Here is a 25,262-nt window from a genome sequence, read left to right as displayed (position 1 = left end):
CCAAGCGCAGAAATGCGTGTGTATGATGGTCGACTGTTGGGGCGGTAGCTCAGCTGGGAGAGCGTCGCGTTCGCAATGCGAAGGTCGGGAGTTCGATCCTCCTCCGCTCCACCAAGAACACATTCGCGGTCATCCGACTGTATCCTGAAACCCCGCAGCCAGTAAGGCTCGCGGGGTTTTTTATCGCCTATACTATCCAATGACATCCTTTTGAATCCTGGTGTCGGTGGGGGCAACATTCGGGATAACTGACCTGCCCCCGCAGGCACTTGCCCCCAGGAGGTGCCGCATGGCCCTCACCGACGTCACGATCAAGAATGCCAAGCCGGGCGAAAAGCCGATTCGTCTGTTCGATGGCGGCGGCCTCTATCTCGAGATCGCTCCCGCTGGGGGCAAGTGGTGGCGCTTGAAGTACCGATTCGATGGGAGGGAAAAACGCATTTCCCTGGGCGTGTACCCTGATGTCGGCTTGAAAGACGCCCGGGAGCGTCGGGATGCAGCCAGGAAACAGTTGGCAAACGGTGTCGATCCGGGAGATGCCAAGAAGGCGCGGAAGGCGGCGAGCGAAGAGAGGGCGGCTAACTCGTTCGAACTGGTCGCTCGCGAGTGGTTTGCACGATACGCCCCCGGCTGGGCCAGCAGTCATGCCGACAAGATCATTCAAAGGCTCGAAAGGGACATGTTTCCCTGGATTGGCGGGCGCCCCATCGCCGAAATCACCGCGCCCGAATTGTTGAGCCTGCTGCGCCGCATCGAGGGGCGCGGCGCCAAAGATACCGCCCATCGGGCGTTGCAAAACTGCGGGCAGATATTTCGATATGCCGTCGCCACGGGCCGGGCCGAACGTGATCCTTCCGGCGATCTCCGCGGCGCGCTTGCACCGCTGAAACATGAGCACTACGCTGCCATCACGGATCCGGTCAAGGCGGGCGAACTGCTCCGCGCCATTGACGGGTTCAAGGGGACATTCGTCGTGAAATGCGCCTTACAGCTGGCTCCCCTTTTGTTTGTGCGCCCGGGTGAATTGCGGAAGGCGGAATGGTCGGGTTTTGATCTCGACAAAGCCGAATGGCGCTATACCGTAAGCAAGACCGGGACGGAACAGCTCGTTCCGTTGGCCACGCAAGCGGTGGCGCTTCTGCGCGAACTGCGCGACCTGACGGGACAGCGTCAGCACGTCTTCCCAGGGCGAGATCCCCGGAAGCCCATGAGCGAGGCGGCGATCAATGCTGCTTTGCGACGCATGGGGTATGACACTAAAACTGAGATTACTGGCCACGGCTTCCGGGCGATGGCGCGCACCATTCTGCATGAGGAGCTGCACGTCAGGCCGGAGGTAATCGAGCACCAATTGGCTCATAGGGTACCGGACACCTTGGGCACGGCCTATAACCGGACGAAGTTCCTCAAAGAACGCCGGATGATGATGCAACAATGGGCAGACTATCTTGACCGTGTAAAACAAGGGGCACAAGTAATCCCACTTCTCGTGTAAGTTGACCACTAAGCGAACGGTGGGCGTTGAGCCACGATGGGTATCACGTGCAAAGACCTTCATGGGGTGCAGGTGGTCGAAGGTTCAAATCCTCTCGCCCCGACCAGGAATCAAGGGGTTAGCGGTCTAGGGCTGCTAACCCCCTTTTCTACGTCTGCCCTTGACCCAACATTGACCCCAACAGGTCGGCAGTCTGCGTGCGTCGCAATCAATTGCAACGCGTTGCGCAATCACCCGGTCGGATGCTCGGCTGCACCGACTCCATTCGTTCGGGGCCCGCTTCCCTCGCGCGTTGCTTTCTTCTACTCATTGGGGCACCGCCATCCGGGCGCACGCCAGGATTCGGAATTGCCCCCAAAGTGGCCCCGCATCGGAATCGCTTCATTTTTGTTGCTCCAGGGGGGCGACGTTTACGTATCCGGCGCCTGATGAACTCGATCAACAGATCACGCTCGCAAAACCCGGCTCGGTCTGCGTGCAATCAATTGCGCGGCGTGCGGCGGCTCGCGGCCGGAGCTACCACTGAGTATTCCCCGCAAGTGGTCACTCAATTGACCTCTCTACCTTGAACCCTGACGGACGCCCAAAGGAGCCCCCCGGCCTAAGCTGCCGTACGATGGATACAATTTGTCCGGCCGGCAAAGGCCATGGAGCGGGCTGTCACGTCATTTGACCTCGATAGAGTATGCCTTTAGGTTAAAGTTCGTCTTTTGTCGAACGATGCAGCATGGCACTCAAGAAATCTGACCTTTACTCCTCTCTCTGGGCCTCCTGTGATGAACTGCGCGGCGGAATGGATGCCAGCCAGTACAAGGACTATGTCCTGTTCATGCTGTTCATCAAATACATCAGCGACAAGTACGCGGATAGCGACGACTTTGCCCCGCCCGTGGTTATTCCCAAGGGCGCCAGTTTCAAGGACATGATAGCCCTCAAGGGCAAGAGCGACATCGGCGACAAGATCAATACCACGATCATCCAGCCGCTGATTGACTCTAACGCACGGCTGGCGCGCAGCGATTTCCCTGACTTCAACGACCCCAACAAGCTGGGTGAAGGCCCAGCCATGGTGGAGCGGCTCTCCAACCTGATCGGCATCTTTCAGAAGCCGGAGTTGGACTTCTCAAAGAACCGCGCTGAGCACGACGACATCTTGGGCGATGCCTACGAATACTTGATGCGTCACTTCGCCCAGGATTCCGGCAAGAGCAAAGGGCAGTTCTATACTCCGTCCGAGGTCAGTCGCGTCATCGCCAAGGTGATCGGCATCGCGCCGGGAAATACCAAGGCCGCCACCACCGCATACGATCCGACCTGCGGCTCCGGTTCGCTGCTGCTCAAGGTCGCCGCCGAATCCGGCAACAAAATCACCTTGGAAGGGCAGGAAAAAGACGTCACCACCGCCGGTCTGGCGCGGATGAACATGATCCTGCATGACTTCCCCACGGCCAACATCCTTTCCGGCAACACCCTGGCTGCTCCCAAGTTCAAGGATGGCGAGGGGCTGCGCACCTACGACTATGTGGTCGCTAATCCGCCCTTTTCCGACAAAACCTGGAGCACCGGCCTCGCTCCCGAAGCAGACCTCTACCAGCGCTTCGGGTGGGGTGTGCCACCCGCAAAGCAAGGCGACTACGCCTACCTATTGCACATCATCCGCAGCATGAAGGTTGCCGGCAAAGCGGCCTGCATCCTGCCGCACGGCGTGCTGTTTCGGGGCAATGCCGAGGCAGTCATCCGCCGGCAGTTGGTTGGCTCCGGCATCCTCAAGGGCATCATCGGCCTGCCGGCCAACCTCTTCTATGGCACCGGCATCCCCGCTTGCATTCTTGTGCTCGACAAGGAGAACGCGGTCACCCGCAAGGGCGTGTTCATGATCGACGCCGCCAAGGGATACATCAAAGACGGCAACAAGAACCGCTTGCGCGAGCAGGACATCCATAAGATCGTGGACACCTTTACTAGGCAGATCGACTGCCCGCGATACGCCCGCATGGTGTCCTTCGCTGAGATCGCCGACCCGAAGAACGACTTCAACCTGAATCTGCCGCGCTACATCGACAGCAGCGAGCCCGAAGACATTCAGGATATTGACGCCCACCTCAACGGCGGTATCCCAGAGAGGGACATCGACGCGTTTGCCGCTGACTGGCAACAGATGCCAGGCCTGCGCTCTGCCTTGTTTGAGCCAGCAGGCCGTCCCGGCTATGCCCGCCTCAAGCTGCCGGTAGGCGAGATTAAGGCGGCCATCCTCGGACACGCCGAATTCATCGCCTTCACCGGCCAGGTGAATACCCTATTCGGGAAATGGCGGCAGGCGATCAGGCCGCGCCTCACGAGCTTCGGTCAAGACGATCACCCTAAGACTCTTATTGGTATCGTTTCCGAAACGCTCCTTACCACCTTCCAGGCCGCTCCCCTGCTCGACGCCTACGATGTCTATCAGCACCTGATGGACTACTGGGCCGAAACCATGCAGGACGATGCATACCTTATCGCCGCCGACGGCTGGGTGGCCAAACCGGCACGCATTGTTGAAACCGACAAGAAGGGTAAGCAGAAGGATAAGGGTTGGGCTTGCGACCTGATTCCCAAGCGCTATATCGTTGCCCGCTACTTCGCGCAGAAAGAGGCAGCGCTGGAGGCCAAACAAGCCGAACTTGAAGCCGTGGCGGGCCAGATCGCCGGTCTAGAAGAGGAGCACAGTAGCGAGGATGCTGCTTTTGCCGGATTTGACAAGATCAATGTCACCCAGGTGAAGGACCGTGTTAAGGAAATCGGCACGGATCCCGAGGCTATGGACGAGTTCGCGGTGTTGAAACAATGGCTCAAGCTCAGCGAACAGGAAAGCAAACTCAAGAAAACCGTCAAAGAGCTGGATGCCGAGCTCGACCAGCTTGCCCATGACCATTACGCCAAGCTGAGCGTGGATGAGATCAAGACGTTGGTGGTGGACGACAAATGGCTCGCCCGGCTGGCCGCCGACCTGGAGGGCGAACTCAACCGCGTCGGTCAGACGCTGACCAGTCGAATCCACGAGTTGGCCGAACGCTACGCCATGCCATTGCCGCGACTGGTGGATGAGGTGGTTGCGCTGTCGGCCAAGGTAGAAGAACACCTCAGGAGGATGGGGGCGGCATGGAAATGAGGGCTGAGTTTAAACAGACGGAAGTAGGAATGATCCCGATGGATTGGGATGTTGAGCCCCTCTCTGCTTATTCGGAAACTTCTTCTGGTACTACGCCGGCTCGGGCTGCGGCCGAGCGCTATTTCCACGGAGGAACGATTCCTTGGGTTAAGACGCTCGATCTGAATAACTCCGTCCTCGACGAAACTGACGAGTGTGTCACTGAAACTGCACTGCGCGAAACATCGCTAAGGCTATATCCAGCCGGGTCGGTATTGGTCGCGATGTATGGTGGATTTGCTCAAATTGGCCGCACCGGATTGTTGCCATTCCCTGCGACAATAAATCAAGCACTCACGGCAATATGTCCAAATCGTCGAAAGCTGGATTCGAAGTATCTACTCTACTTTCTCAATTATCATGTTGATTATTGGAAAGCTGTAGCGAGCAGCAGTCGAAAAGACCCAAATATTACAGGCAATGATGTCCGAAATTTTTTGATTGCTCTTCCGTCGACTGAAGAGCAGCGCCTCATCGCCACTGCGCTGTCGGATGTGGATGCGCTACTCGACGGGCTGACCGGGTTGATCGCCAAGAAGTGCGACCTCAAGCAGGCCACCATGCAGCGACTCCTCACCGGCCAAACCCGCCTGCCTGGGTTTAGCGAGGAGTGGGAGGTGAAGCGGCTCGGGGAAATGGCAGATATACGAAGCGGTGGAACGCCAAGTACAGGTGATGCCGCTGCATGGGATGGTGAAATTCAGTGGTGTACTCCTACAGACATTACGTCTCTTGCGGGGAAGAAGTACCTGCGCGAAACGAGCCGTCGTATAACCGACCACGGGTTGAAAAGCAGCTCGGCAGAATTGATACCGGCTCAGTCTGTTTTGATGACCTCCCGCGCCACGATTGGAGAATGTGCGATCAATGCCGTTCCGGTGACGACGAACCAAGGATTCAAGAATTTCATTCCGTCCAACGAGGTTGATGTAGAGTTTCTCTACTATCTACTGCAAACGCAAAAGCAAGGATTTGTCAGCCTGTGCGGCGGTAGTACATTCCTGGAAATCGGGAAAGGTCAATTACGCGAATACGAGGTTTTGTCTCCGAAGTCTAAAGCTGAACAAACTGCCATCGCCACGGTGCTCTCCGACATGGACGCTGAACTGGCGGCCCTAGACACCCGCCTCATCAAAACCCGCGTCCTCAAGCAGGCTATGATGCAGGAACTGCTGACTGGCAAGACCCGACTGCTCTCTCCTGAGGCCTCCCATGTCTGAACAGCCGCGTTCCGAGCGCAAGACCCAGAACCGCGTCATCGCACTCTTTACGGACAAGTCGCGCCCGGACTGCCTCGGCTACGACTACCTGGGCGAATGGAATAAGCGGGAGGACAACCGCCCCATCGAAACTGCCCTGCTGCGGACCAACCTCCTGACCCGGGGCTACACCGACGCCCACATTGCCGGCGCCCTGCAAAAACTAGAAACGGCCGCCGACGCAACCGGCATCACCCTCTATCAGGCCAACCTGCGCACCTATCAGCTGTTGCGCTATGGAGTGGACGTGCAGGTGGCTGCCGGCCAGCCCCACGACAAGGTACACCTGATCGACTGGGCCTCGCCAGGCAACAACGACTTTGCCCTTGCCGAGGAGGTAACCCTCAAGGGCGGCTACCAGCGCCGCCCGGATATCGTGCTGTACGTGAACGGCATCGCCGTCGCGGTGCTCGAACTCAAGCGCAGTTCGGTGGAGGTGTTCGACGGGGTGCGCCAGCTCATCACCAACCAGGAAGAAATCTTCAATAAGGGCTTCTTCAGCACGATACAGCTGGTACTGGCCGGAAGCGATTCGCAAGGCCTGCGCTATGGCACCGCCGGTACGCCCGAGCAGTTCTTCGTGGAGTGGAAGGACGAGGCACCGTCTGCCGCCGGTGTTGCACCGGAAGCCGGCAGCCTGCTGGACCGCCCGCTGGTGCAGCTGTGCGACAAGGCGCGGCTGCTCGACCTGATGCGCAACTTCATCATCTTCGACGCTGGCCAGAAAAAGGTACCGCGCCAGCACCAGTACCAGGGCGTAAAGGCCGCCCAAGAGCGGGTTGCCAAGCGGGAGGGGGGCGTGATTTGGCACACCCAAGGCAGCGGCAAAAGCATCCTGATGGTGCTGATCGCCAAGTGGCTGTTAGAGCATGATCCGGAGGCCCGCATCCTGGTCATCACCGACCGGGATGAGCTGGACAAGCAGATCGTCGGCGTTATGCGTAACGCAGGCGTGATCGGCGAGGATACCCCGTCACCACGCATCGCCTCTCGCGCCGAGCTGATCGAGAAACTGGGCGTTACCACGCAGCGCCTGCTCTGTGCCCTGATCCACAAATTCGACACCGCTGACCTGAAAGGTGAGCCGCCCCGGGTCCATGGGCGTTTCTACATCTTTGTCGATGAATGCCACCGCACCCAAGGCGGCGACATGAATAAGCAAATGAAGCGCTGGCTGGAAGGGGCAATTTTCATCGGCTTCACCGGCACGCCTCTGCTGCGCAAGGACAAGCAGATGACGCGGGACGTGTTCGGCACCTACATCCACACTTACAAGTTCCACCAGGCTGTAGCCGACAAGGTGGTGCTGGACTTGAAGTATGAGGCCCGGGACGTGCCCCAGCGGCTGGGCTCTCGTACAGCCATCGACAAGTGGTTCGAGCAGAAGACCAAGAACCTCAACAACTTCCAGAGGGCTATCCTGCGCCGCCGCTGGGCGACGATGGAGGAACTGATGAGTGCGGCGGAGCGCAAGCAGCGCATCATTGCCGACATCATTCAGGACTTTGCCCTGAAGCCTCGCCTAAACAACGACCGGGGTACGGCGATTTTGGTGGCGGCGTCAATCTACGACGCCTGCCATTACTTCCGCCTGTTCCAGAACACTGCCTTCGGCCAGTACTGCGGCGTGGTCACCTCGTTTGAGCCCAACCACAACGCCATTTCGCGGGAGCCGGCCAACAGCGACGAGCGTTACAAGTTCGACACCTACACCCAGCATGTACTGGGCAAGGGGCAGACTACCAAGCAGTATGAGGATGAGGTGAAGCGCCGCTTCAAGGATGAGCCGGCCAACCTCAAGTTGCTGATAGTGGTCAGCAAGCTCCTGACCGGCTTCGACGCACCAAGCTGCACCTACATTTACTTGGACAACGAACTTCGCGACCACAACCTGTTCCAGGCCATTTGCCGTACCAATCGGCTGGACGGCGATGACAAGGATTACGGGCATATCGTCGATTACAAGGAGTTGTTCGGGGACGTGCAGCAAGCCGTCGCCGTCTATAGCTCCGACGAACTGGACATCGACGCCGGCAACGGCGGCGAGAATAACGTCTACCTTAAAAACGCATTGGAAGAAGGCAGAAAGCAACTGGACGACGCGCAGCAAGCGCTGCATTACCTATGTGAGCCAGTGCCTCAGCCCCGGGAGGTGGAGCAATTCCTGCATTACTTCTGCGGCGATGCGGCCAACCCAAATGCGCTCAATGAAACCGAGCCTCTGCGGGTTTCATTCTACAAGGCGGTGGCCGTGTTTGTCCGAGCCTATGCCGATTTGTCTCAGAACCTTAGCGAGGCCGGCTACACGGATGCCGAAGTGACAACCCTGCAACGGGAAGTGGAGTTCTACGCCGAAATCCGTGCCGCCATCAAGAAACACTCTGGCGAGGAGCTGGACATCAAGCCCTACGAGGCAGACATGCGCCATCTCATCAACACTTACATCCAGGCCGATACAGCCACAGAACTCGGGGAACTGGGCGAACTGTCGCTGACCGAATTGATTATCGAAACCGGCATCCACGACGCTATCGCCAGGAAACTGAACGAGAAGGGCAAGCTGACCAAGAATGCCATTGCCGAAGGCATCATCAACAACGTCCGCAAGACCATCATCCGCGACCAGCTTACCGACCCGAAGTTCTATGATCAGATGTCTAAGCTGCTGGACGATCTGATCGAGCAAAGCCGGACCGATGCACAAGCCTACGAGGAGTTTCTCCGCAAGGCAGAGGAACTCGTGCGCAAGCTTGCTGCGAAACAGCCCCAGGCTGGCGTGCCGGCGGTCCTGCATGGCAACCGGGAGGCCACGATTTTCTTCAACAACCTGGCGTCGATCCCGGGCGAACATTTTCAATGTCCGGCGGACGACCATGGTAAAGCGGAACTGGCCTTGCAGATCGACAGGGCCATCCGCGAGCATGCCCCGGCCGGTTGGCAGGAGGATGCCGACGGTCCGCGCGGAGCTCAGGTGCTGAACGCTCTGTTCCCACTTTTCAGCCGGGACCGTACCGCGACCAAAGCCATGTTTGAGATTATCAAGAGCCAGCAGGGATATCTGTGACGGAAGTTATCCAGCTTGGCGAGGTCGCCATCGAGGTCACGCGCAAGGCGGTCAAAAATGTACACCTTTCGGTGCGTCCGCCGGCTGGGCATGTCACCTTGGTAGCGCCGATCAGCACCCGCTTGGAAGTGGCCCGTGCCTATGCCATCTCCAGGCTTGGCTGGATACGTGCTCAGCAGGCCAAGTTCCAGGCCCAAGCCCGGGAAACGCCCCGGCAGTACGTCGAGCGGGAGAGTCATTTTCTGTGGGGGCGGCGCTATCTGCTTTCCGTGAAGGAACTGGAAGCCAAGCCCGGGGTGAAGCTGGATCATCGTCGCATCACGCTGACGGTGCGCCCCGGTAGCTCATCGGAGAAACGCGAGGAGATCGTGCACGACTGGCATCGCGCTCTGCTGCACCATACGATTCCGGCACTCATCAACAAATGGCAGCCGGTACTGGGGGTGTCGGTATCCGCCTACTTCCTGCAGCGCATGAAGACCAAGTGGGGCGGTTGTAATCACCGGGCCGGCACGATCCGCCTGAATACTGAACTGGTCAAGAAACCGAAAGATCTGCTGGAGTACGTCGTGGTGCATGAAATGCTGCACCTGATCGAGCCGACGCATAGCCCACGCTTCATTGACTTGCTGGATAAACATTATCCGAACTGGCGGGAGGCCCGGGCGGAACTAAATGAGCTGCCGTTAGCGGCGGAGTCTTGGGGCGGGAAACGTTGAAATTCCGTTTACTGCTGTAAGGCATGCCATACGCATGCAAGAGGTTGGGCAGCAACCTTGGCCGACGTGCCGCCCACGAGTTGTTGTGTCGTGCGACTGCTCGACTCTGTAACCCGCCGTTGGGTCGTCGAGATGATGCAGGGCAAGTTTGGGGCGCGGGCCGCCGATCATGGTTCTGCGTCAGGGCGAATATCGCGCTTGGCCTCCCCCGAATATAAAAGTGTTGCGACCTGGAACGTGACTCACATTGGCGCGCAGCGCCGACTGCAATTGATTGCAAGCTCATACTGTCGCCCGGTCACGAACGCGCATAATCACCTGCCGTGCCACGCCATACTCTTTTGCAAGTGCATAAACGGTCGCGCCCTGAGCGAGGCGTTGCCGTACTTCCTGCTGTTGCTCATCCGATAGTGCCGATGGGCGGCCTAGCTTGCGGCCTTCGGTTTTCACGCGCTGCAAGCCCGCTTGCGTGCGCTCGATGAGCAAATCGCGTTCGAACTGCGCAACGGCCGTCAGGACGCCCATTGTCATCTTCCCGGCGCTTGACGTTAGATCGGCGCCGCCCAGGGCAAGGCAATGCACACGCACGCCCATTTCGGCGAGCCTATGTACGGTTTGCTGTACGTCGATAGCGCTGCGGCCGAGTCGATCTAGCTTGGTGACGACCAATACATCGCCTTCCTCGACGCGGTCCAACAGCTTCTGGAAACCCGACCGGTCGCTCGCGGGCACGCTGCCACTGATGTGTTCGGTGATCGTGCGCTTGGATGTCACTTCGAAGCCTGCTGCCTTGATCTCCGCTATCTGGTTTTCGGGGTGTTGGTCGATCGTGCTGACGCGGCAGTAGGCGAAAAGTCGACTCATGGTCACCCTCTTGGAGGGGCAATTGATTGCAAGACCGCTGCGGCGGCGTAGAGGTACTAAAACCTACTTTGATTTTAGTACTCGTGTACGAAAATTCAACGCTTAGTTTTTGAACTCGTTGGTAAACGGGAGCGCCGATGAGTGCGTAACCGGTCGTATTCGGACATGAGGGCAAACGCTGGGCCGGCAAAAGGGGAATAACCGCGTGCTCGCCACAGCGTTACATTTGGGAGCTGTGAGTTGGCGGCAATCAAGTGCATCGATGCGGTTCGCTGCAACGCCCGCGTGCCCCCCATGTTCTCGTTCTTCGGACGAAAATCAGTCCTTCCAGACTTCTCGATCCAAGCTGAATTGCTCGATCACGCCTTCGACAAGGTGTCGTTGATAGGCGGACAGGCCCCGTAAGCGACCGATCAGTTCAAGCTCTTCTGGCGTTGGCGTGATTGCTTTTTCCGCTTTCACCTGCTGCGACGATTTCGGTGGGCGCTTCATATCCGTGACGCCGAACCGAAGCCACTGCTCGGAAACATCCAGCCATGCGGCAAGCGTTTTGATCTTGTCGACGGTCGGGCGAGCAGCTGCTGTCAGCCACTTCTGTGCGGCTTGAGGTGTGATCGGCTCAGCCGGATGGCGAAGATTGAACTGGATAGCCAACTCCGACGCAGTCTCGATGCGCTTCGGACTGCGTTTCAGGGCCTGCTTAAGGCGGGCCGCAAACTCTTTTTTCTCGTCTGAATCGGGCATGCCGCAAGTCTCGGGCACGCCGGACTTGCTCTGGAAACCGATGGGTTGTTGGCTTAAACCGATTGGTTCTAAAATGAGTTGACCCGAGCGAATAACAGCGCCTTGGGTTGTTGGCTACGAGGGCGAACTATTGCCTTTGTCGCGTGTTGAGCAGTCGAGGGCTCTGCGTCCAGTGAATTCATTGTCGTGCAATCGATTGCAGGGCAATGCGGAAGTTCGGGCGTCGTCGACCCAGGCATCGCCAACTTTGCGCTGATCCAGGACGGAGATCGCTATGAGGATAAGAAGACATTCCAAGCCGAAGCCGCATCCGCTGGCCGCACTACCGCCGCCCCACAAGTTTTGGGTGATGCCTGCGAAGTTGGCGGGAGGGCTCTGCGTAGCTGTTGCGCTATTGATGGTATTCGAAGGGCTGACCGGGCTGCACGTCGGGCCGGACGCCAGCCAGCAGGCGGCGGCACAGCAAGACGACTGGCGCCCGGCGGGCGCGCGTGACGCGGTGCGGTTGTACTCGGCCTACCCGGACGACGTGAAGTTCTCGGAACTCAGGCAGGGCCGCGATGGCGCGACCTGTGGCATCGCCACTGGCACCTTTGAACACGGCTACCGCGAGACACGCCGGTTCGTGTACACCAGTTCCGGTGTGACCTTCGGCGACGGTTACTACCGCAAGGCCTGCGACCTCAGCTGATGGTTGCTGTCTTGAGTAAGGGCGGATTCAACGCGCTTACAGGAAGATCGTCGCGCGGCTGCTCCGTGTCCGTCGAGACATCGGACAAATGTGTGGCCTGCCGAATGATTTTGGTGTGGCGACGCGTACATACTGCTTGGTCACGACGTGTTTGGGGAGTCGTGTGCCTTGCACGAAATTAACTTCGTGCAATTGAGTGCACGAGGGACTCTCGACTTATCTGCATTACCAGCGCGCGCCGACGCAGCCCGCCAAAGCATCGCGAATGCCTCGATTGCGGGATCGATCGATGTATGTCCCTGTTCTATGGAATCCGGTCCTTGCTTGTCGGTTCCACCTGCGCAGTCTGAAGTTCTCATTGTTCTCTCAGTTTCATACGCAAAAATTTTAAGCCTGGACATTGACGGTGGGTGAACCAATCACTAACAACGTTCATGCTATCAATTGCAGAAATCCAGCTGCCATTCGACGGTACGTTCATCGTCCCCAAGGGTCTTGCCGGAAAAGACCGTCCGCGCCTTTCTGTCGTCGCCCGCTCGGATCGCAATCCTTAGGATTGCTAAATGCTGGAAGCGACCTTTGACGTGTTGCCTGTCCTAGCCCTCGTAGCCTTCGACGTTGGATTCTCGCCCGATGCTAGAGACGCCAAACTGGTGACCACGTACCCAATTTTTTCGGATCATTTGACCGTCGGTGCGTCGAGCGTCAAAAAGCCCTTGCAATCGAGTGCAAGCGTTGCAAGGGCCATCGCGGACATCGAGGCGCAATAATGTAGCTCGGCGTTGGCGATGTTGATCAAATTAGCGTTCATCGGCGCTCTGGTCACCAGCCCCGACCAGTCGTCCTCGCGTTTGCTTGCTGCGTTCCTCGTAGCTCCTTTTCAGGATTTCAAAACGCGCACACTGCAGGATCGAAAGACAAATCCTGAGGGTCTGACTGTCCGTAACCTTGCTTCGCCTTCTGCATGGTTGTCGGTATGCATCGTTGCCCCGTGATGCGGTGAACGTTTCGGTGCTTTTCACAGTAGACTTCGACAGTGCAGGCGCGAAGTTATAAAGACGTTGCAACCAATTGCAGAAGTCGGCGTGCTCTGTGCCTTCTGGAGCGCCCAGGCTGACCCACCTAATCGAGCATGCGAGAGGCGGAGAGCGGCGGTTTCGGCCCTTCGTTTCCGCGCAGCGAATGGCTGCTACCTGACCGTTTTGTGCCTTTATGTCGTCCCAACAGTGAGCCGCTCCGGATTGGGGGCGTGCCAATTTTTCAGAGAATGGATGGAGCCCGTGAGCCAGCAAAGAAAGTCCCCCTCCCCGAAATTTGAAAGCGCGAAGTTCTCCTCGCTGCGTGATTTACTCTCGCTCGGACGCCCGATTATCCGCAGCAATCGCGTCAATTGTCGTCACCACACTCGACAGTAGATCTCCGTGGTAGCGCTTTAGATGACCGTGGACATTTTCGTTACGTAGCAAGCGAGAGATGAAGCCCTTTGCTACGACAAGCGATAGCATGGTGTCGCCGATGGTGTCTTCCACGGTCGTGCTGTCTTGTTGCAGGCGCTCCATCTCGGCTTGCATGCGGGAAATATCCTCGGGCGAGATTTCTTCTCGCTTCTTCGGCCTGGCCTTGTCCGTTAAGGCATCGGAGCGTGTGGTCACGAGAATCATTTCCGCATACGGCTTCGTGAACTTGTTTGCGGCGATCATCATTTCGGCCGCTTCGATCTGACGAAACGGCTTCATCTTTCGTATCACCCCAAATACGGAGGGAATTACCTGTCGGTCCTTCAGGAGCCGCGCCGCCTCCGGTGCGATGCCGTCGAGCAGGTGCGCTTTCTCGCGAACTCGCTTCACGTCGATGTCGAGAACTTGAGCAATGCGTTCTTCCGAAGCGCCCTTGGCAAGTGCTGCGCGGATCATGCGGTGTTCTTGGACCGACGCGATGCGGGTAATTTGTCGGTTGAACGTGAATCCTTCATCGTCGAGCGAAACCATGCAGCGCGCCTTAGCGTGGCCGAGCTGCTTCAGTGCTTCGAGTCGCAGTCGGCCATCTAGCAGATCGTAGTGGCCTTCTCCATCTCGTGAAGGATGGACAGCCAGTGGCTCGATTACACCGAGTTCGCGGATTGAACTGAGGATCGTTCGAAACTTCGGCGTTTCCAGCACCTTCGCCCGGACGGGGGCCAGCGGGTGGATGTGGTCGAGCGGCACGTCGATTATGGTCGGTTCGAACCCGTGTCTGATTGCGCTCATGGCAGCAGCTCCGTTGGAATGCGACGTGCAATGACTTCGGGGATATCGCTGATCTGTTCGGCACGTAGTAGGGTGCGGAAGTGTTCGTCGGACAGGAAATGTCGGATGGCAGACGTAATAAGCAACAGGCGTTCTTCCTGGATACGCGCCTTCTGGATATTGAGTTGCTGCCGCCGCACTTCGGTTTTGTAGATGCGCAGTAGCTTTTGCGGCGTGGGCTTGTCATCACGGCCGGAGCTGGGTTTCGGGTAGTACGCTTTCCCGAGTGCCTCGCGCTTGCTAATCAGTTTGCGCACGCGCAGCAGTTGTTCACCCTTGAGCGTGCCCTGTTCGTAGGCCTCTAGTAGGGCTTTCTGGACGTCTTCGCTCGATGCGCGTGAGATTTCGACGGCGAGCCAGATCGGTACAACCTGTTTCTCGACCGCACGCACGAGGCGCTGTTCGCCGTTGTTGAGCAGGTGCAGGATGCTGCTGATGTAATCGGGGTCGAGATTGACTTTTCGGGCAATCTGCTCCGAGCTATACCCCCTGGAGCGGAGTACCTGGATGCCGCTCAGCAGTTCTTCGGTCGTATGCCGGCGGCGCGCAATGTTTTCAGTCAGTGAAATTAGGAACCGATCAACTTCCGGCGCATCGAAAATACAGCATGGAATCATGGTTTCGCCCAAGTGCTTCAGGGCTTCAAGGCGTCCCTGCCCGCATAGAACCTCGTACCAGTCGCCCTCCTTGTCTCTCCCGCCAAGCGCCACGCTGATCGGCCGCTTCAACCCGACCACGGCGATGTTCTCCACCAGTTGCGAAAAAAACAGGGGATTGCGTGTGCGCGGATTAAGCACGCGTAGCCGGTCAGCCGGAATCAGCAATATCTTCTCCGACGACGAAAGCCGCACAGGCTCATGCTCTTGGTTGCCATTCATGACTGCCTCCATGTAGCGGTACTCGGCGGCCGAGATAGACGAGCATTGACAGGTCGTCATAGCGGTAAGCATCGAAGCCCTGTTCGTTGTAGTCTCCGAGGCGCAGCTGTTCTGACCACAAGTCGATGGCTGGAAGCAGGTAGTAGTCCCGGATCGACTGCGCGTCGGGTTCCATACGCACGGCGATCGTGATGTCGGGCTTAAGCGCGGTGTCGAAACGGACGAGCCAGCGATTGGTGCCAGCATTGGTCGTGCGACATCGACACAGGGCGAGCGAAACCGTGAATTCACCGTTGACCCGCAGCAGATCGGTTGTCGAGTTCCGTTCTACCCGTGCCCCAGCTGCTGTCATGGCGTTCATTGCATCCGAAACGATTCCCGGATGCAGTTCGCGCAGACGTCTGTTGATTTCGAGATAACGGTAGTCCCGATCCGGGGTATAGCCAATTAAGGTGTATGTGCGAATCAGGCTGCCGAAACGGCCGGCGAACGCGCTGCTCGAAGGGCAGTCCGTCGTCTCGTCAATCACAATACCGGACAGGTAGCCGTGTCGCAGCAGTACACGGCGCAACGCGGTCAGCATCTCTTCGTCAGTGAGCCGGTATGAGCGTGCGAGGATGATCTGGCGTGCAGCGTTGAAAATCAGCCGGTCAACGATAGCATCGAAAGCGTCTACTGCTCGTGCCCAAGCTGCTGGCGGATTTCTGACCCGCTCTTCCTTGAGCTTGAAGGATGTGCGATTCCAGACGTTGTCGCCGACGTATTTGTCGTTGATCAGAATCTGGTGAACCGTGCCACGCGTCCAAGCGGTTCCGCGATCCGTGAGTTTGCCCTGGCGGTTGAGCAGGGTCGCAATTTCCGATTCGGTCAGCCCGTCTTCCACGAATGCTTTGTATATCCAGCGTACGGTGTCGATTTCGTCCACCGGGCCGGGCACGAGGATCACGCGGTCGGTTTGGATTGACTTGTGCTCGCCGGGTTTCAGTTCCGCTTTACGCGCACCGGTGTGGTCGATCAGCATGCGGCGCAGACCATAGCCGGCCGGGCCACCTTGCCGAACACCAAGCTCGATAAGTCGCATCTGACCAGCATGTACCTTGACGCTCAGCTCGCGGCTGTATTCGCCAGCCATCGTACGCTTCACATTTTTGATGATGCTGGAGACGGCGCTACCGTCGTTCTCGAATTGCTCTGCGCAGTACAGCACGCGCACGCCGGCCTGCTTACAGCGAATTTCGTAGCTGGCACTTTCGTCAGGGTCCTGAAATCGGCCCCAGCGGCTCACGTCGTATACAAGAATAACGGAATAGTCCGCTTGCCCTGACTCCACGTCACGCAACAATGATTTCAGCTGGTCACGGCCTTCGAGCCGCAGCCCGCTCTTTCCTTCGTCGGCGTAAATCTTGACGATTTCAAGATCGCGCGCGGCCGCGAACGCGAGGATCACATCCTGCTGGTTTTCCGTCGAATACTGCTGGTGTTCGGTAGACATACGCACATAGGCAGCGGCACGTTCCCGGCCGTCGCCATCTACGGCGCGATTTTTCCGTCCCCGCCGAATCACCGTATCCCCCACTCCACGGAAAGTTGCTGCTTTTAAACTTCCGATATTTGGTCGCTAATCACATTGCGGTCTGAACCAATATACTTTCGGAGGTCTGAAAGATGTTGCGAGAAACACGCAAGAATTTGCCGAGCGAATCGGGTCGGGGACTCACCGCCCGTGAATATGCAGTAGCGATTGAAGTGGCGCTGAAACGCGAGATCGGAACATCCCGGCATGCTGTGAAGACGCTCGCGCGTATGACACACGCGAGCGAACGCACGGTTCAGAACTGGCTTGCGGGTGTGCGTGGGCCGAATGGTGTGCACCTGATCCTGCTGGCACAAAATTTTGCATCGATCCGCTCGACCATCATATTTCTCGCCGGTCAAGGGATGCAGCAGCCCGCCGATATAGAAGCGGTGGTTCGGTTACTGTTTGAGGCAATTGCAATGCTAACCGACCAAAGGACTTAGGCGCCTGCCACAGAGTCGATCGAAGTTGATCCGGAATGGGCGTCACTGGATGGGCGTCGACGCCAGGGGCGCAGACTATGTGCGACCAGACACCGATGACGCTTGGCTCTTACAGTCGCGGATAAAGCAGTGGCTTGTTGACCCGACGTGTCGAGGAATTCCCGGACAAATGCTCGGGGTCAGTTGACGAGCGCCCCGTATTGGACTAGATGAGGCATGCCGTAACCTCGCTCAGAACGGCTTAGTTGGGTCGATCTCTGTCGACCCTGCGCATCAGGGAACACCGATAGTGATCCGGGCGCAGCATTTCGCTTGGCGAGCAATCATCTGACGGTGTCTGCACTCGATTGCAAAATTGGGCGTGCTCGTCGCTAACTCCATCACAACTACTCTGTCGCTTGATCCAGATGATTCTTTGCAAGCCACTCGCACCACGCCGGGTAATACGCCGATTCCGATGACACCGCCAGCCTGATCGCGTAAATGGACTCAAAGTCGTCCACGCAGCGCAGCCACGTGATGGATGGCAAGCAAGCTGAAATTTGTCGAATGGCGTCAGATTGAGGCAATGTCTCGCATCGGCTGGTCAAGTAATCTGCTTGAGATAAGCGATTAAATGGCACGATTAATATGAAAATCCATCGACTTTGGGTGGCGCACACCTGGTAAGAAGCTCTTCAATCTCTGACTTCGCTCTCTCACGTTCTTTTTTGAGTAACTCTGATAGATCAGATCTAGCGTTGTTGAGCATATCAATCAATGGGGACATGCTTTCAAACTCCGTCTCCGAACAAGTGGAGGTAATGATTTTTTCGAGATAATTGATAAACCAATGGATTCTTTGTTGGCCATATGCGGTGCGCGCCTGATATTTAGGTTCCAACAGATCAGCGACCTCAGGAGGAAATTTCCAATTTTTAAGTGTCAGTTCACTTTTGCGATCCTGAAGAATGCGATTCAACGTCCATCCTCGTCGAAGTCGTTTGTACAAAGTCGAATACGGAATGCCAATCATGTCGGCGAGGACTGCGGTAGTGACCTGTTTTCCGTCGACGCTATGAAATTTTGTGACCTTCCTATTTTTTGTTTGCTCGCGCTTCGTCGCCCATCGCACATTCCCGACGACGTAGCCTTTGTAAGTGTTGATTCTATCAACACTCCATTCCTCGGACGGACGCGGGCCCAAATGAGCAAGGAAATCTCGGAAATCCTTCAGCTTCGTATCGAATTTTTGATGGCGTTCTTTCGAGCGTGCTTTGCACCCCCTGAATGAGTTGTATTCGGCTGAATATATTTCATGGAGGCGAGTCTTTCGTAGTTCCCTAATATTTGCTAAGAGATCTTCATATTTTTTGCGATAACTGTCGTCACCGAGCTTCGTTAGAACAAATGCTGATGCCTTGACTGCCGGTTCAAAAATTTCGCAATCCGCTGGCGAGCTGGCGCTCGCTGCTGCGCAAGCGGCCTTAGCCGCCGACTTACTCTCCATAGAGGCCCCACGGAAGTTGCTGAATGCATGCAATGCATTGGAGATGGATTGTCCAAGGCGTCGCTACTTGACGGTCACCGGTCTTGCAACTGATTGCCGAAAAATCAACATTCCACAAGATATCTATGGTTAATCCTGGGGATGAATGACCGAAAATAAACGTAAACTTGCACATGGACAGGGCATGCAATTTTTCTTCGGTGTCCTAGATGCAAGTCGACTACCTGTTCCGATTTCCGATGGAGCGGACGCATCCTTTCGATCTACCTAGCTCTGCAACAAGGCGAGAATAGTTTCGTTTTTCCAGTACGGCATACGTCCGTCATATCCGTCCGGTTGGGGGTAACGTCCTGATTGGATTCCCGCGTACAGCGTCGAGTGCGAAATGCCGAGCAGGGCGATTACATTTGCGACGCGCAAACGGCCCGGTTGGTCCAGCGGAATGCCTGGGGCTTTGGCTCTCGTGTGGCCAGCGTTCGATTTTTTGGGAGATACTGCTGCGTTCTCGGTCTTTGGGATGTACGTGGCTGACATGTGCGATCCTCAACGGAGGCGAGGCGCACAGGCGCATCCCGCCGATTAACTTGCTTCGGCGAGGTCAGTTTCTGAGGGAATACCGTCCGCCGGAGTGCTTGTCTCGCCCATTGCGGGCGATCCGTTCAGGAGCCTGTATTACCTTGCTCCGTCCAGTCCATTGGCACGGTGCAACAACTATATCCGAGGCGATGCGAGGGCGTCAAGTTGCTGTCTTGATCGGGACTACTATCATTGCACCGATTTCAGACCATCTAGGTAGTCGGCCCACTGTTGCATCATGGGCGTGCGCTCGGCCATGTACTTGCGTTTATGGCTCGCCCTCACATCATGTCGTTCCGCGTGAGCTGGTTGCAGCTCGATAACATCCGGACGATATCCTTGCTCGTGCAGAAGCGTGGAGGCTGTACTTTTGAAATCGTGAGCCGAGAGGGTGCACACAAAGCATCGGCATGTCGGCGAAGAATCTGGGGGGCAATTTTGGGGGCAACTAGGCGTATTGTTGGCTCGTAGATCGAGCATCTGTATAGCTTGAAGCCAATTATTCGATCCTCCTCCGCTCCACCAACGGAATCCGAAAGGCCCGATCGCAAGATCGGGCCTTTTGTTTTTGGGTTCCGCTGCGACGGTGGGCGTGGGCGGCACCGTCGGGTGCGCCGCTTTCGACGTGAGGCGCAAACTCGCCGCGCCTAGGTCGCCAGCTCGTAGATAAATCTGAACGCCGGCACCGACAGCACGGCGAACCCTACCGTAATGGCCGCAACGATCGCGATCCTCTTTCGCAGCAGCGCGAAGAGGGCGATCGACAGTCCGTAGAACACGCAGGTCAGAACGATGATCCACCAGAGCGCGGCGTAGCCTGCACCGCCTTCGAAATTCGATACGTTCTGCGTGATCCGGGTCGCGGCAAAACCAGCGACGGTCATGCTCGCGGGCAGGCACAGCACCGAATACAGCACGAAGACGATGATCTGCCGCGGTGTCGGGTCGGGAGACGTCATGCTGGGCGCTTCATGCTGAGTGGGAGGGGCCCGAACCGTCCGCCAAGCGGGCGGGCTCAGACAGCCGGCAGGATGCGGGCGTTTCCGGTGTTTGGCAACCACCGCCCACCGCCCACCATCAGGCTCACCCCCGCCCGAAACTCGGCCGCTTCGGATCGTAAGTCCACCCCGGCACGAGATACCGCATCGCGACCGCGTCGTCGCGCGCCGTCCCGCCGACCGCGTTGTACAACGCATGCGCGGCCTCGACCTGCGCCATGTCGAGCTCGATCCCGAGCCCCGGCCGCTCCGGCACGGCCACCTTGCCGCCGACGATCGCGAGCGGCTCGCGCGTGAGCCGCGCGTCGCCTTCCTGCCAGATCCAGTGCGTGTCGATCGCGGTGATCGTGCCTGGCGCGGCCGCCGCCGCATGCGTGAACATCGCGAGCGACACGTCGAAGTGGTTGTTCGAATGCGAGCCCCACGTGAGCCCCCAGTCGCGGCACAGCTGCGCGAGCCGCACCGAGCCCTGCATCGTCCAGAAATGCGGATCGGCGAGCGGGATGTCGACCGCCTGCAGCCGCACCGCGTGATCCATCTGCCGCCAGTCGGTCGCGATCATGTTGGTCGCGGTCGGAATCCCCGTCGCACGGCGGAATTCGGCCATCACCTCGCGGCCCGAATACCCGCCTTCCGGCCCGCACGGATCCTCCGCATACGCAAGCAGGTGGCCTTGCCCGCGGCACAGCGCGACGGCCTCGTCGAGCGACCACGCGCCGTTCGGGTCGAGCGTCGCGCGTGCGTCGGGAAAGCGCGCCTTGATCGCGGCGATCGTTTCCATCTCGTCGGCGCCGGCCATCACGCCGCCCTTCAGCTTGAAATCGGCGAAACCGTAGCGCTCGACGGCGGCCTCCGCCTGCCGCGCGATCGCGGCCGGCGTGAGTGCTTCCTCGTTGCGCAGCCGGAACCACGCGTCCGACGCGTGCGTTTCGTCGCGATATGGCAAATCGGTGCGCCGTCGGTCGCCGAGGTAGAACAGGTAGGCGAGCATCGGCACCGCGTCGCGCTGCTGGCCTTCGCCGAGCAGCGCGGCGACGGGCACGTCGAGAAACTGCCCGAGCAGGTCGAGTAGCGCCGCCTCGATCGCGGTGATCACGTTGTCGAGCCGCAGGTTGATTTCGTGCGGCTGGCGCAGTACCGCCGCCTCGCCCGCCGACGTCACTTCGTGCCGGATCGTGCGGCCCGCACCCGGGCCCGTGCCGGACAGCGCCGCGCGCACTGCGTTGAGGGTGGCCTGATAGCGTCCGATCGACTGGCCGACCACGAGATCCGTCATGCGCTCGAGCGCATGACGGATGCCTTCGCCGCCCGGCACTTCGCCGACGCCCGTGTGCCCGCTGCTGTCGTCGAGGATCACGAGGTTGCGCGTGAAATACGGCGCGTGCGCGCCGCACAGGTTGAGCAGCATGCTGTCGCGGCCGGCAACGGGAATCACCCGCATGCGCGTGACGCGCGGGGTGCCGGCATGGCGGGATTCGGACATCGGTTCGCTCCTGGTTCCGGTGGTGCACGGGCCGCCGGCTGAGCCGGCGCGGCCCGCGCCGTTCATCGAAGCTCGACGCGGCGAATCTCGCCGACGACGAACACGTAGCAGATCACCGCGACGAGCGCGTGCGCGACCACATAGACGAGCGCGCCGTTGAACGAGCCGCTGCGGTCGACGATGTAGCCGATCGCGATCGGCGTCGTGATGCTGGAGAGGTTGCCGCACGTGTTGAGCAGCGCGCCGCTCAATCCCGCGATCTGGCGCGGCGCGGTGTCGGCGTTGACGGCCCAGCCGAGCGCGCCGAGTCCCTTGCCGAAGAACGACAGCGCCATGAACAGCACGACGAGCACGTGTGAATCGGTGTAGTTGCAGACGATCATCGACATCGACAGCAGCATGCCGAACACGATCGGCACCTTGCGCGCGACCGACAACGAGCGGCCCTGCCTGAGCAGCGCATCGGACACGATGCCGCCGAGAATCCCGCCGAGGAACCCGCACACGGCCGGGATCGACGCGACGAGCCCCGCGTTGAGGATCGACATCCCGCGCGCCTGCACGAGATAGACGGGAAACCACGTGATGAAGAAATAGGTGAGCGCGTTGATGCAGTACTGCGCGACGTACACGCCGATCAGCATCCGGTTTCCCAGCAGCGCCTTGACGTGGCGCATCGACGGGCCGCCGTCGCGGCCGCCCGTCGCCTGGTCGATGTTGACGAGCGCACCGCCTTCGGCGAGGTAGTCGAGTTCCGCGCGGTTGATGGCCGGGTGGTCCTTCGGGTCGTACATCGTGCGGTTCCACACCAGGACGAACGCGAAGCCGAGCACGCCCATCACCGCGAACACCGACTGCCAGCCGAACGCGTGCACGAGCCAGCCCATCAGCGGCGCGAACACGACGGTCGCCGCGTACTGCGCGGCATTGAAGATCGCCGATGCGGTGCCGCGTTCGGCGGCCGGGAACCACGCGGACACGATCCGGCTGTTGGCCGGGAAGGAAGGCGCTTCGGCCGCGCCGACCAGGAAGCGCAGCCCGAACAGCAGCGCGAACGCGGCCGCGCCGCCGAAAAAGCCGATCGCGCCCTGCAGCAGCGTGAACAGCGACCAGAAGAAGATGCTGAACGCATAGACGATGCGCGATCCATAGCGGTCCAGCAGCCAGCCGCCCGGCAGTTGCGCGACCACGTACGACCAGCCGAATGCGGAGAAGATGAAGCCGATCTGCACGTGGCTCAGGTGCAGTGCGCGGGCGAGGCTCGGGCCCGCTATCGCGATCGCGGCGCGATCAGCGTAGTTGATCGTCGTGACCGCGAACAGGACGGCCAGCACCAGCCAGCGCACGCGGGTGCGCCGGGCCGTTGCCGACGCGGACGCCGGCAGCGCGTGAAGCGGATTCATGACTGTCTCCTCCGAAGGGCGGAAGGTGCCGTCGTGCGGCTGGCGCGTCGAAAGCGCGCGTTTCTGGGTGACGGTGCTGCCGGCCGGAGGCCGGACGCCGAGGCCCGTGCGGGCCCGAGCGGGGCGTCCGGATCATTCTGTCATGTCGATATTTGCGCTTTCATGCCAATTACTGACTTGATCGATTCAGCTTTTGAATCGATCGGCCGCGACGCGCGGGGCACGGCAACACTCGTTCACACGCGTGCGTCGTCCGGGTCAAGCCCGTGATGGGCCGCGACATGTTCCGCAAGAAACTCGACGGCGGCGCGTACGCCGGGCAACTGGCCGCGCCGATGCGGCATTAGCAGCGTGGTGGTGACGGTGCCGGCCCGCCAGCCGGGCAGCACGCGCGCGAGCGCGCCCGACGCGAGCGCGGCGCCGGCGATCCAGTCGGGCAGGCACGCGATGCCGAGGCCGGCCGTGGCGGCTTGCAGCAACAGTGTCGATTCGTCGGCCTGCAGCCGGATGCGGGGCGCGACTTCGACGGTCTCGTCACCGCGCTCGAGCCGCCACGGTTGCTGATCCGGATGAAGCCCGTCGTGCTGCGCGAGCCCGGCCGGTGTGGCCGGTGTGCCGGCACGGGCGAGATAGGCCGGAGACGCGACGGCGATGATCGGCGCCGTCGCGAGCGGCCGTTGCACGAGCGCGGAATCGGGGAGCGGGGCGAAATGGCTGCGCACGGCGATGTCGAAGCCTTCCTGCGCGATGTCGACGAGGCGGTCGCTCGCATGAATCTGCAGCAGCAGCTTCGGGTGCGCGACGGCCAGCGCCGGCAGGCAGGGTGCGAGGATGTGCTGCGCCACCGGCACCGAGCTCGTGATCCGCACGATGCCGGCCGGTTCGGCGGCCTGCCGCAGTACCGCGTCGCGCGCGCTTTCGGCCTCGATCACCGACGCGCGCGCATGCTCGAAGAATTCGGCTCCGACCGGCGTCAGCCGGAAGCTGCGCGACGTGCGGTGCACGAGCCGCGCGCCGAGCGTGCGCTCGAGCTCGGCCACGCGCTTGCTGACCGTCGATTTCGGCAGGTCGAGCCGGCGCGCGGCCGCCGACATGCTGCCCGCGTCGACCGCCTGCACGAAGAGGTAGAGATCGTTCAGATTCACTGTCAGCGTCCACAATAAGAAACGACGGGTTTCGATTTTAGCGGCTACTGCATCATCGTTCGTCATGGGAGCATGATCGCTCATTCAACTTCTGCGAAATCCCCATGTCTCCGATCCTTCTCTACGGTATTCCCGCCGGCTGTTCGTTCGGCTCGATCGTCGCGCTCGAATGGGTCGGCCTCCCGTACCGGCTGTCGCGCATCACGATGCCGGGCCTCGTGACGAGCGACGCGTTCCTCGCGCTGAACGCCGCGGCCGAGACGCCGGCGTTCGTGACCGCGCACGGCGACGTGCTGACCGAAAGCATCGCGATCCTGGGCCATGTCGGTGCGCAGGCGCTCGACAGTGGCCTCGCGTTTCGCCAGGGCGGCGCGGATTTCGACCAGCTGAACCGGATGCTGGCGTGGCTGAACACGACGTTCTTCAGCGCATTCGGTGCGCTCTGGTACGTCTATGAGCACGGCACCCAGGGTGCCGGGAAAGCGGCGCTGCAAGCCTACGGCCGAGGCAAGGTGCTGAAGGCGCACCGCCATCTCGAATCGCTGCTCGAGCGCGGCGGCGGGCCGTGGCTGCTCGGCGCGCGCCGCACGCTGGCCGATGCGTATTTCGCGGGGATCGCCCGCTGGGCCGACTATCACGCGGTGTTCGAGCGCGATGCGTTCCCGCGCATCGCCGCGCTGCGGGCGCGGCTTGCTGACGATGCCGGCGTGCAATTCGCGCACGCAGTCGAGGAAGGCCTGCCGCTGCCGGCTTCGTCGGCGTTCGGCGGCCATGTGTCGCTCGACGACGTGCTCGCGAGCGTGCGCGGCACGGCGACGCCGGCATTGGCACTGAAGAACTGACCGCGCCACGCGGTCGCCCGCCCGGCGGGATGCTGGCGATATTTTTACCCGGATGATATTGACATTCAATTTATACCCGGATGAAAATAGCGCCATTCCGATTCCTGCCTGCGGGCGACCA

19 protein-coding genes and 1 tRNA gene are annotated in these 25,262 nt (G+C 59.5%); 10 read left to right on the top strand and 10 right to left on the bottom strand.

What is annotated here, in order from left to right:
• Positions 1 to 38 precede the first annotated feature (38 nt).
• The 6 genes from L810_RS11935 (at position 39) to L810_RS11910 (ending at position 9,724) form a co-directional block, all read left to right on the top strand.
• Positions 39 to 114: transfer RNA gene (locus L810_RS11935), tRNA-Ala, on the top strand.
• Between the two features lie 175 nt (positions 115 to 289).
• The gene (locus tag L810_RS11930) at positions 290 to 1,495 is read left to right on the top strand and encodes a tyrosine-type recombinase/integrase (protein ID WP_021158616.1); all 1,206 of its coding nucleotides are present in this window, start codon (positions 290 to 292) and stop codon (positions 1,493 to 1,495) included.
• Between the two features lie 727 nt (positions 1,496 to 2,222).
• Positions 2,223 to 4,643, top strand: coding sequence for a type I restriction-modification system subunit M (locus tag L810_RS11925; RefSeq protein WP_042974151.1), 2,421 nt, complete (start codon positions 2,223 to 2,225; stop codon positions 4,641 to 4,643).
• On the top strand, positions 4,634 to 5,902 hold the full coding sequence (locus L810_RS45050) for a restriction endonuclease subunit S (protein WP_081712835.1): 1,269 nt from the start codon (positions 4,634 to 4,636) through the stop codon (positions 5,900 to 5,902). The genes L810_RS11925 and L810_RS45050 overlap by 10 nt, the downstream gene beginning before the upstream one ends.
• Complete coding sequence (locus L810_RS11915) at positions 5,895 to 9,005, top strand: type I restriction endonuclease subunit R (protein WP_021158613.1); 3,111 nt, start codon at positions 5,895 to 5,897, stop codon at positions 9,003 to 9,005. The genes L810_RS45050 and L810_RS11915 overlap by 8 nt, the downstream gene beginning before the upstream one ends.
• Positions 9,002 to 9,724: a M48 family metallopeptidase gene (locus tag L810_RS11910; RefSeq protein ID WP_021158612.1), complete on the top strand. Its 723-nt coding sequence runs from the start codon at positions 9,002 to 9,004 to the stop codon at positions 9,722 to 9,724. The genes L810_RS11915 and L810_RS11910 overlap by 4 nt, the downstream gene beginning before the upstream one ends.
• Positions 9,725 to 10,006: 282 nt before the next feature.
• On the opposite strand, the gene L810_RS11905 is transcribed toward L810_RS11910, so the two are convergent.
• Positions 10,007 to 10,588 carry a recombinase family protein gene (locus L810_RS11905; RefSeq protein ID WP_021158611.1) on the bottom strand — a complete coding sequence of 194 codons (582 nt, stop codon included), beginning with the start codon at positions 10,586 to 10,588 and terminating at the stop codon, positions 10,007 to 10,009.
• Between the two features lie 318 nt (positions 10,589 to 10,906).
• Positions 10,907 to 11,332 carry a hypothetical protein gene (locus tag L810_RS11900; RefSeq protein WP_042974150.1) on the bottom strand — a complete coding sequence of 142 codons (426 nt, stop codon included), beginning with the start codon at positions 11,330 to 11,332 and terminating at the stop codon, positions 10,907 to 10,909.
• Between the two features lie 397 nt (positions 11,333 to 11,729).
• On the opposite strand from L810_RS11900, the gene L810_RS11895 reads away from it, so the two are divergent.
• Together L810_RS11895 and L810_RS11890 are read left to right on the top strand one after the other, a co-directional pair.
• The gene (locus L810_RS11895) at positions 11,730 to 12,023 is read left to right on the top strand and encodes a hypothetical protein (protein ID WP_021158609.1); all 294 of its coding nucleotides are present in this window, start codon (positions 11,730 to 11,732) and stop codon (positions 12,021 to 12,023) included.
• Positions 12,024 to 12,586: 563 nt separating this feature from the next.
• Positions 12,587 to 12,793 (top strand): hypothetical protein, encoded by a 207-nt coding sequence (locus L810_RS11890; RefSeq protein ID WP_042974147.1) that lies wholly within the window; start codon positions 12,587 to 12,589, stop codon positions 12,791 to 12,793.
• A 576-nt stretch (positions 12,794 to 13,369) separates the two neighbouring features.
• Here L810_RS11890 and L810_RS11885 read toward each other — a convergent pair.
• The 3 genes from L810_RS11885 to L810_RS11875 are packed head-to-tail and all read right to left on the bottom strand — an operon-like array spanning position 13,370 to position 16,678.
• Entirely contained in the window at positions 13,370 to 14,269 is a 900-nt protein-coding gene (locus L810_RS11885) for a plasmid partitioning protein RepB C-terminal domain-containing protein (protein ID WP_021158607.1), read from the bottom strand.
• Positions 14,266 to 15,186 carry a ParB/RepB/Spo0J family partition protein gene (locus tag L810_RS11880; RefSeq protein WP_042974160.1) on the bottom strand — a complete coding sequence of 307 codons (921 nt, stop codon included), beginning with the start codon at positions 15,184 to 15,186 and terminating at the stop codon, positions 14,266 to 14,268. The genes L810_RS11885 and L810_RS11880 overlap by 4 nt, the downstream gene beginning before the upstream one ends.
• Positions 15,164 to 16,678 (bottom strand): recombinase family protein, encoded by a 1,515-nt coding sequence (locus tag L810_RS11875; protein WP_021158605.1) that lies wholly within the window; start codon positions 16,676 to 16,678, stop codon positions 15,164 to 15,166. The genes L810_RS11880 and L810_RS11875 overlap by 23 nt, the downstream gene beginning before the upstream one ends.
• A 173-nt stretch (positions 16,679 to 16,851) precedes the next feature.
• Here L810_RS11875 and L810_RS11870 point away from each other — a divergent pair, with 173 nt between their 5' ends.
• Positions 16,852 to 17,205 (top strand): hypothetical protein, encoded by a 354-nt coding sequence (locus L810_RS11870; RefSeq protein ID WP_042974146.1) that lies wholly within the window; start codon positions 16,852 to 16,854, stop codon positions 17,203 to 17,205.
• Between the two features lie 625 nt (positions 17,206 to 17,830).
• Here L810_RS11870 and L810_RS47040 read toward each other — a convergent pair.
• From L810_RS47040 to L810_RS11845, 5 genes are all read right to left on the bottom strand, one after another.
• Positions 17,831 to 18,694 carry a hypothetical protein gene (locus L810_RS47040; RefSeq protein ID WP_155836165.1) on the bottom strand — a complete coding sequence of 288 codons (864 nt, stop codon included), beginning with the start codon at positions 18,692 to 18,694 and terminating at the stop codon, positions 17,831 to 17,833.
• A gap of 1,223 nt (positions 18,695 to 19,917) precedes the next feature.
• The gene (locus tag L810_RS11860) at positions 19,918 to 20,229 is read right to left on the bottom strand and encodes a hypothetical protein (protein ID WP_021158604.1); all 312 of its coding nucleotides are present in this window, start codon (positions 20,227 to 20,229) and stop codon (positions 19,918 to 19,920) included.
• 124 nt (positions 20,230 to 20,353) lie between these two features.
• Positions 20,354 to 21,751 (bottom strand): enolase C-terminal domain-like protein, encoded by a 1,398-nt coding sequence (locus tag L810_RS11855; protein WP_021158603.1) that lies wholly within the window; start codon positions 21,749 to 21,751, stop codon positions 20,354 to 20,356.
• A gap of 62 nt (positions 21,752 to 21,813) precedes the next feature.
• Positions 21,814 to 23,154, bottom strand: a complete 1,341-nt coding sequence (locus L810_RS11850; protein WP_021158602.1) for an MFS transporter — start codon at positions 23,152 to 23,154, stop codon at positions 21,814 to 21,816.
• A 236-nt stretch (positions 23,155 to 23,390) separates the two neighbouring features.
• Positions 23,391 to 24,365: a LysR substrate-binding domain-containing protein gene (locus L810_RS11845; protein WP_021158601.1), complete on the bottom strand. Its 975-nt coding sequence runs from the start codon at positions 24,363 to 24,365 to the stop codon at positions 23,391 to 23,393.
• Between the two features lie 38 nt (positions 24,366 to 24,403).
• Between L810_RS11845 and L810_RS11840 the strand changes: the two genes are divergently transcribed.
• Positions 24,404 to 25,141 carry a glutathione S-transferase family protein gene (locus tag L810_RS11840; RefSeq protein ID WP_021158600.1) on the top strand — a complete coding sequence of 246 codons (738 nt, stop codon included), beginning with the start codon at positions 24,404 to 24,406 and terminating at the stop codon, positions 25,139 to 25,141.
• Positions 25,142 to 25,262 lie beyond the last annotated feature (121 nt).

Origin of the sequence: Burkholderia sp. AU4i, from assembly GCF_000466765.1 — a bacterium.
Taxonomy (GTDB): Bacteria; Pseudomonadota; Gammaproteobacteria; order Burkholderiales; family Burkholderiaceae; genus Burkholderia; species Burkholderia cepacia.
Note: the sequence above shows the minus strand (reverse complement) of the source record. Positions and strands in the feature narration are given on the sequence as shown.

What these genes read in the sequence shown, in the direction of transcription:
- L810_RS11930 (WP_021158616.1), top strand. Translation starts at nt 290, where the DNA reads ATGGCCCTCACCGACGTCACGATCAAGAATGCCAAGCCGGGCGAAAAG.
- L810_RS11925 (WP_042974151.1), top strand. Translation starts at nt 2,223, where the DNA reads ATGGCACTCAAGAAATCTGACCTTTACTCCTCTCTCTGGGCCTCCTGT.
- L810_RS45050 (WP_081712835.1), top strand. Translation starts at nt 4,634, where the DNA reads ATGGAAATGAGGGCTGAGTTTAAACAGACGGAAGTAGGAATGATCCCG.
- L810_RS11915 (WP_021158613.1), top strand. Translation starts at nt 5,895, where the DNA reads ATGTCTGAACAGCCGCGTTCCGAGCGCAAGACCCAGAACCGCGTCATC.
- L810_RS11905 (WP_021158611.1), bottom strand. Translation starts at nt 10,588, where the DNA reads ATGAGTCGACTTTTCGCCTACTGCCGCGTCAGCACGATCGACCAACAC.
- L810_RS11900 (WP_042974150.1), bottom strand. Translation starts at nt 11,332, where the DNA reads ATGCCCGATTCAGACGAGAAAAAAGAGTTTGCGGCCCGCCTTAAGCAG.
- L810_RS11895 (WP_021158609.1), top strand. Translation starts at nt 11,730, where the DNA reads ATGGTATTCGAAGGGCTGACCGGGCTGCACGTCGGGCCGGACGCCAGC.
- L810_RS11890 (WP_042974147.1), top strand. Translation starts at nt 12,587, where the DNA reads ATGCTGGAAGCGACCTTTGACGTGTTGCCTGTCCTAGCCCTCGTAGCC.
- L810_RS11885 (WP_021158607.1), bottom strand. Translation starts at nt 14,269, where the DNA reads ATGAGCGCAATCAGACACGGGTTCGAACCGACCATAATCGACGTGCCG.
- L810_RS11880 (WP_042974160.1), bottom strand. Translation starts at nt 15,186, where the DNA reads ATGAATGGCAACCAAGAGCATGAGCCTGTGCGGCTTTCGTCGTCGGAG.
- L810_RS11875 (WP_021158605.1), bottom strand. Translation starts at nt 16,678, where the DNA reads ATGTCTACCGAACACCAGCAGTATTCGACGGAAAACCAGCAGGATGTG.
- L810_RS11870 (WP_042974146.1), top strand. Translation starts at nt 16,852, where the DNA reads ATGTTGCGAGAAACACGCAAGAATTTGCCGAGCGAATCGGGTCGGGGA.
- L810_RS47040 (WP_155836165.1), bottom strand. Translation starts at nt 18,694, where the DNA reads ATGGAGAGTAAGTCGGCGGCTAAGGCCGCTTGCGCAGCAGCGAGCGCC.
- L810_RS11860 (WP_021158604.1), bottom strand. Translation starts at nt 20,229, where the DNA reads ATGACGTCTCCCGACCCGACACCGCGGCAGATCATCGTCTTCGTGCTG.
- L810_RS11855 (WP_021158603.1), bottom strand. Translation starts at nt 21,751, where the DNA reads ATGTCCGAATCCCGCCATGCCGGCACCCCGCGCGTCACGCGCATGCGG.
- L810_RS11850 (WP_021158602.1), bottom strand. Translation starts at nt 23,154, where the DNA reads ATGAATCCGCTTCACGCGCTGCCGGCGTCCGCGTCGGCAACGGCCCGG.
- L810_RS11845 (WP_021158601.1), bottom strand. Translation starts at nt 24,365, where the DNA reads ATGACGAACGATGATGCAGTAGCCGCTAAAATCGAAACCCGTCGTTTC.
- L810_RS11840 (WP_021158600.1), top strand. Translation starts at nt 24,404, where the DNA reads ATGTCTCCGATCCTTCTCTACGGTATTCCCGCCGGCTGTTCGTTCGGC.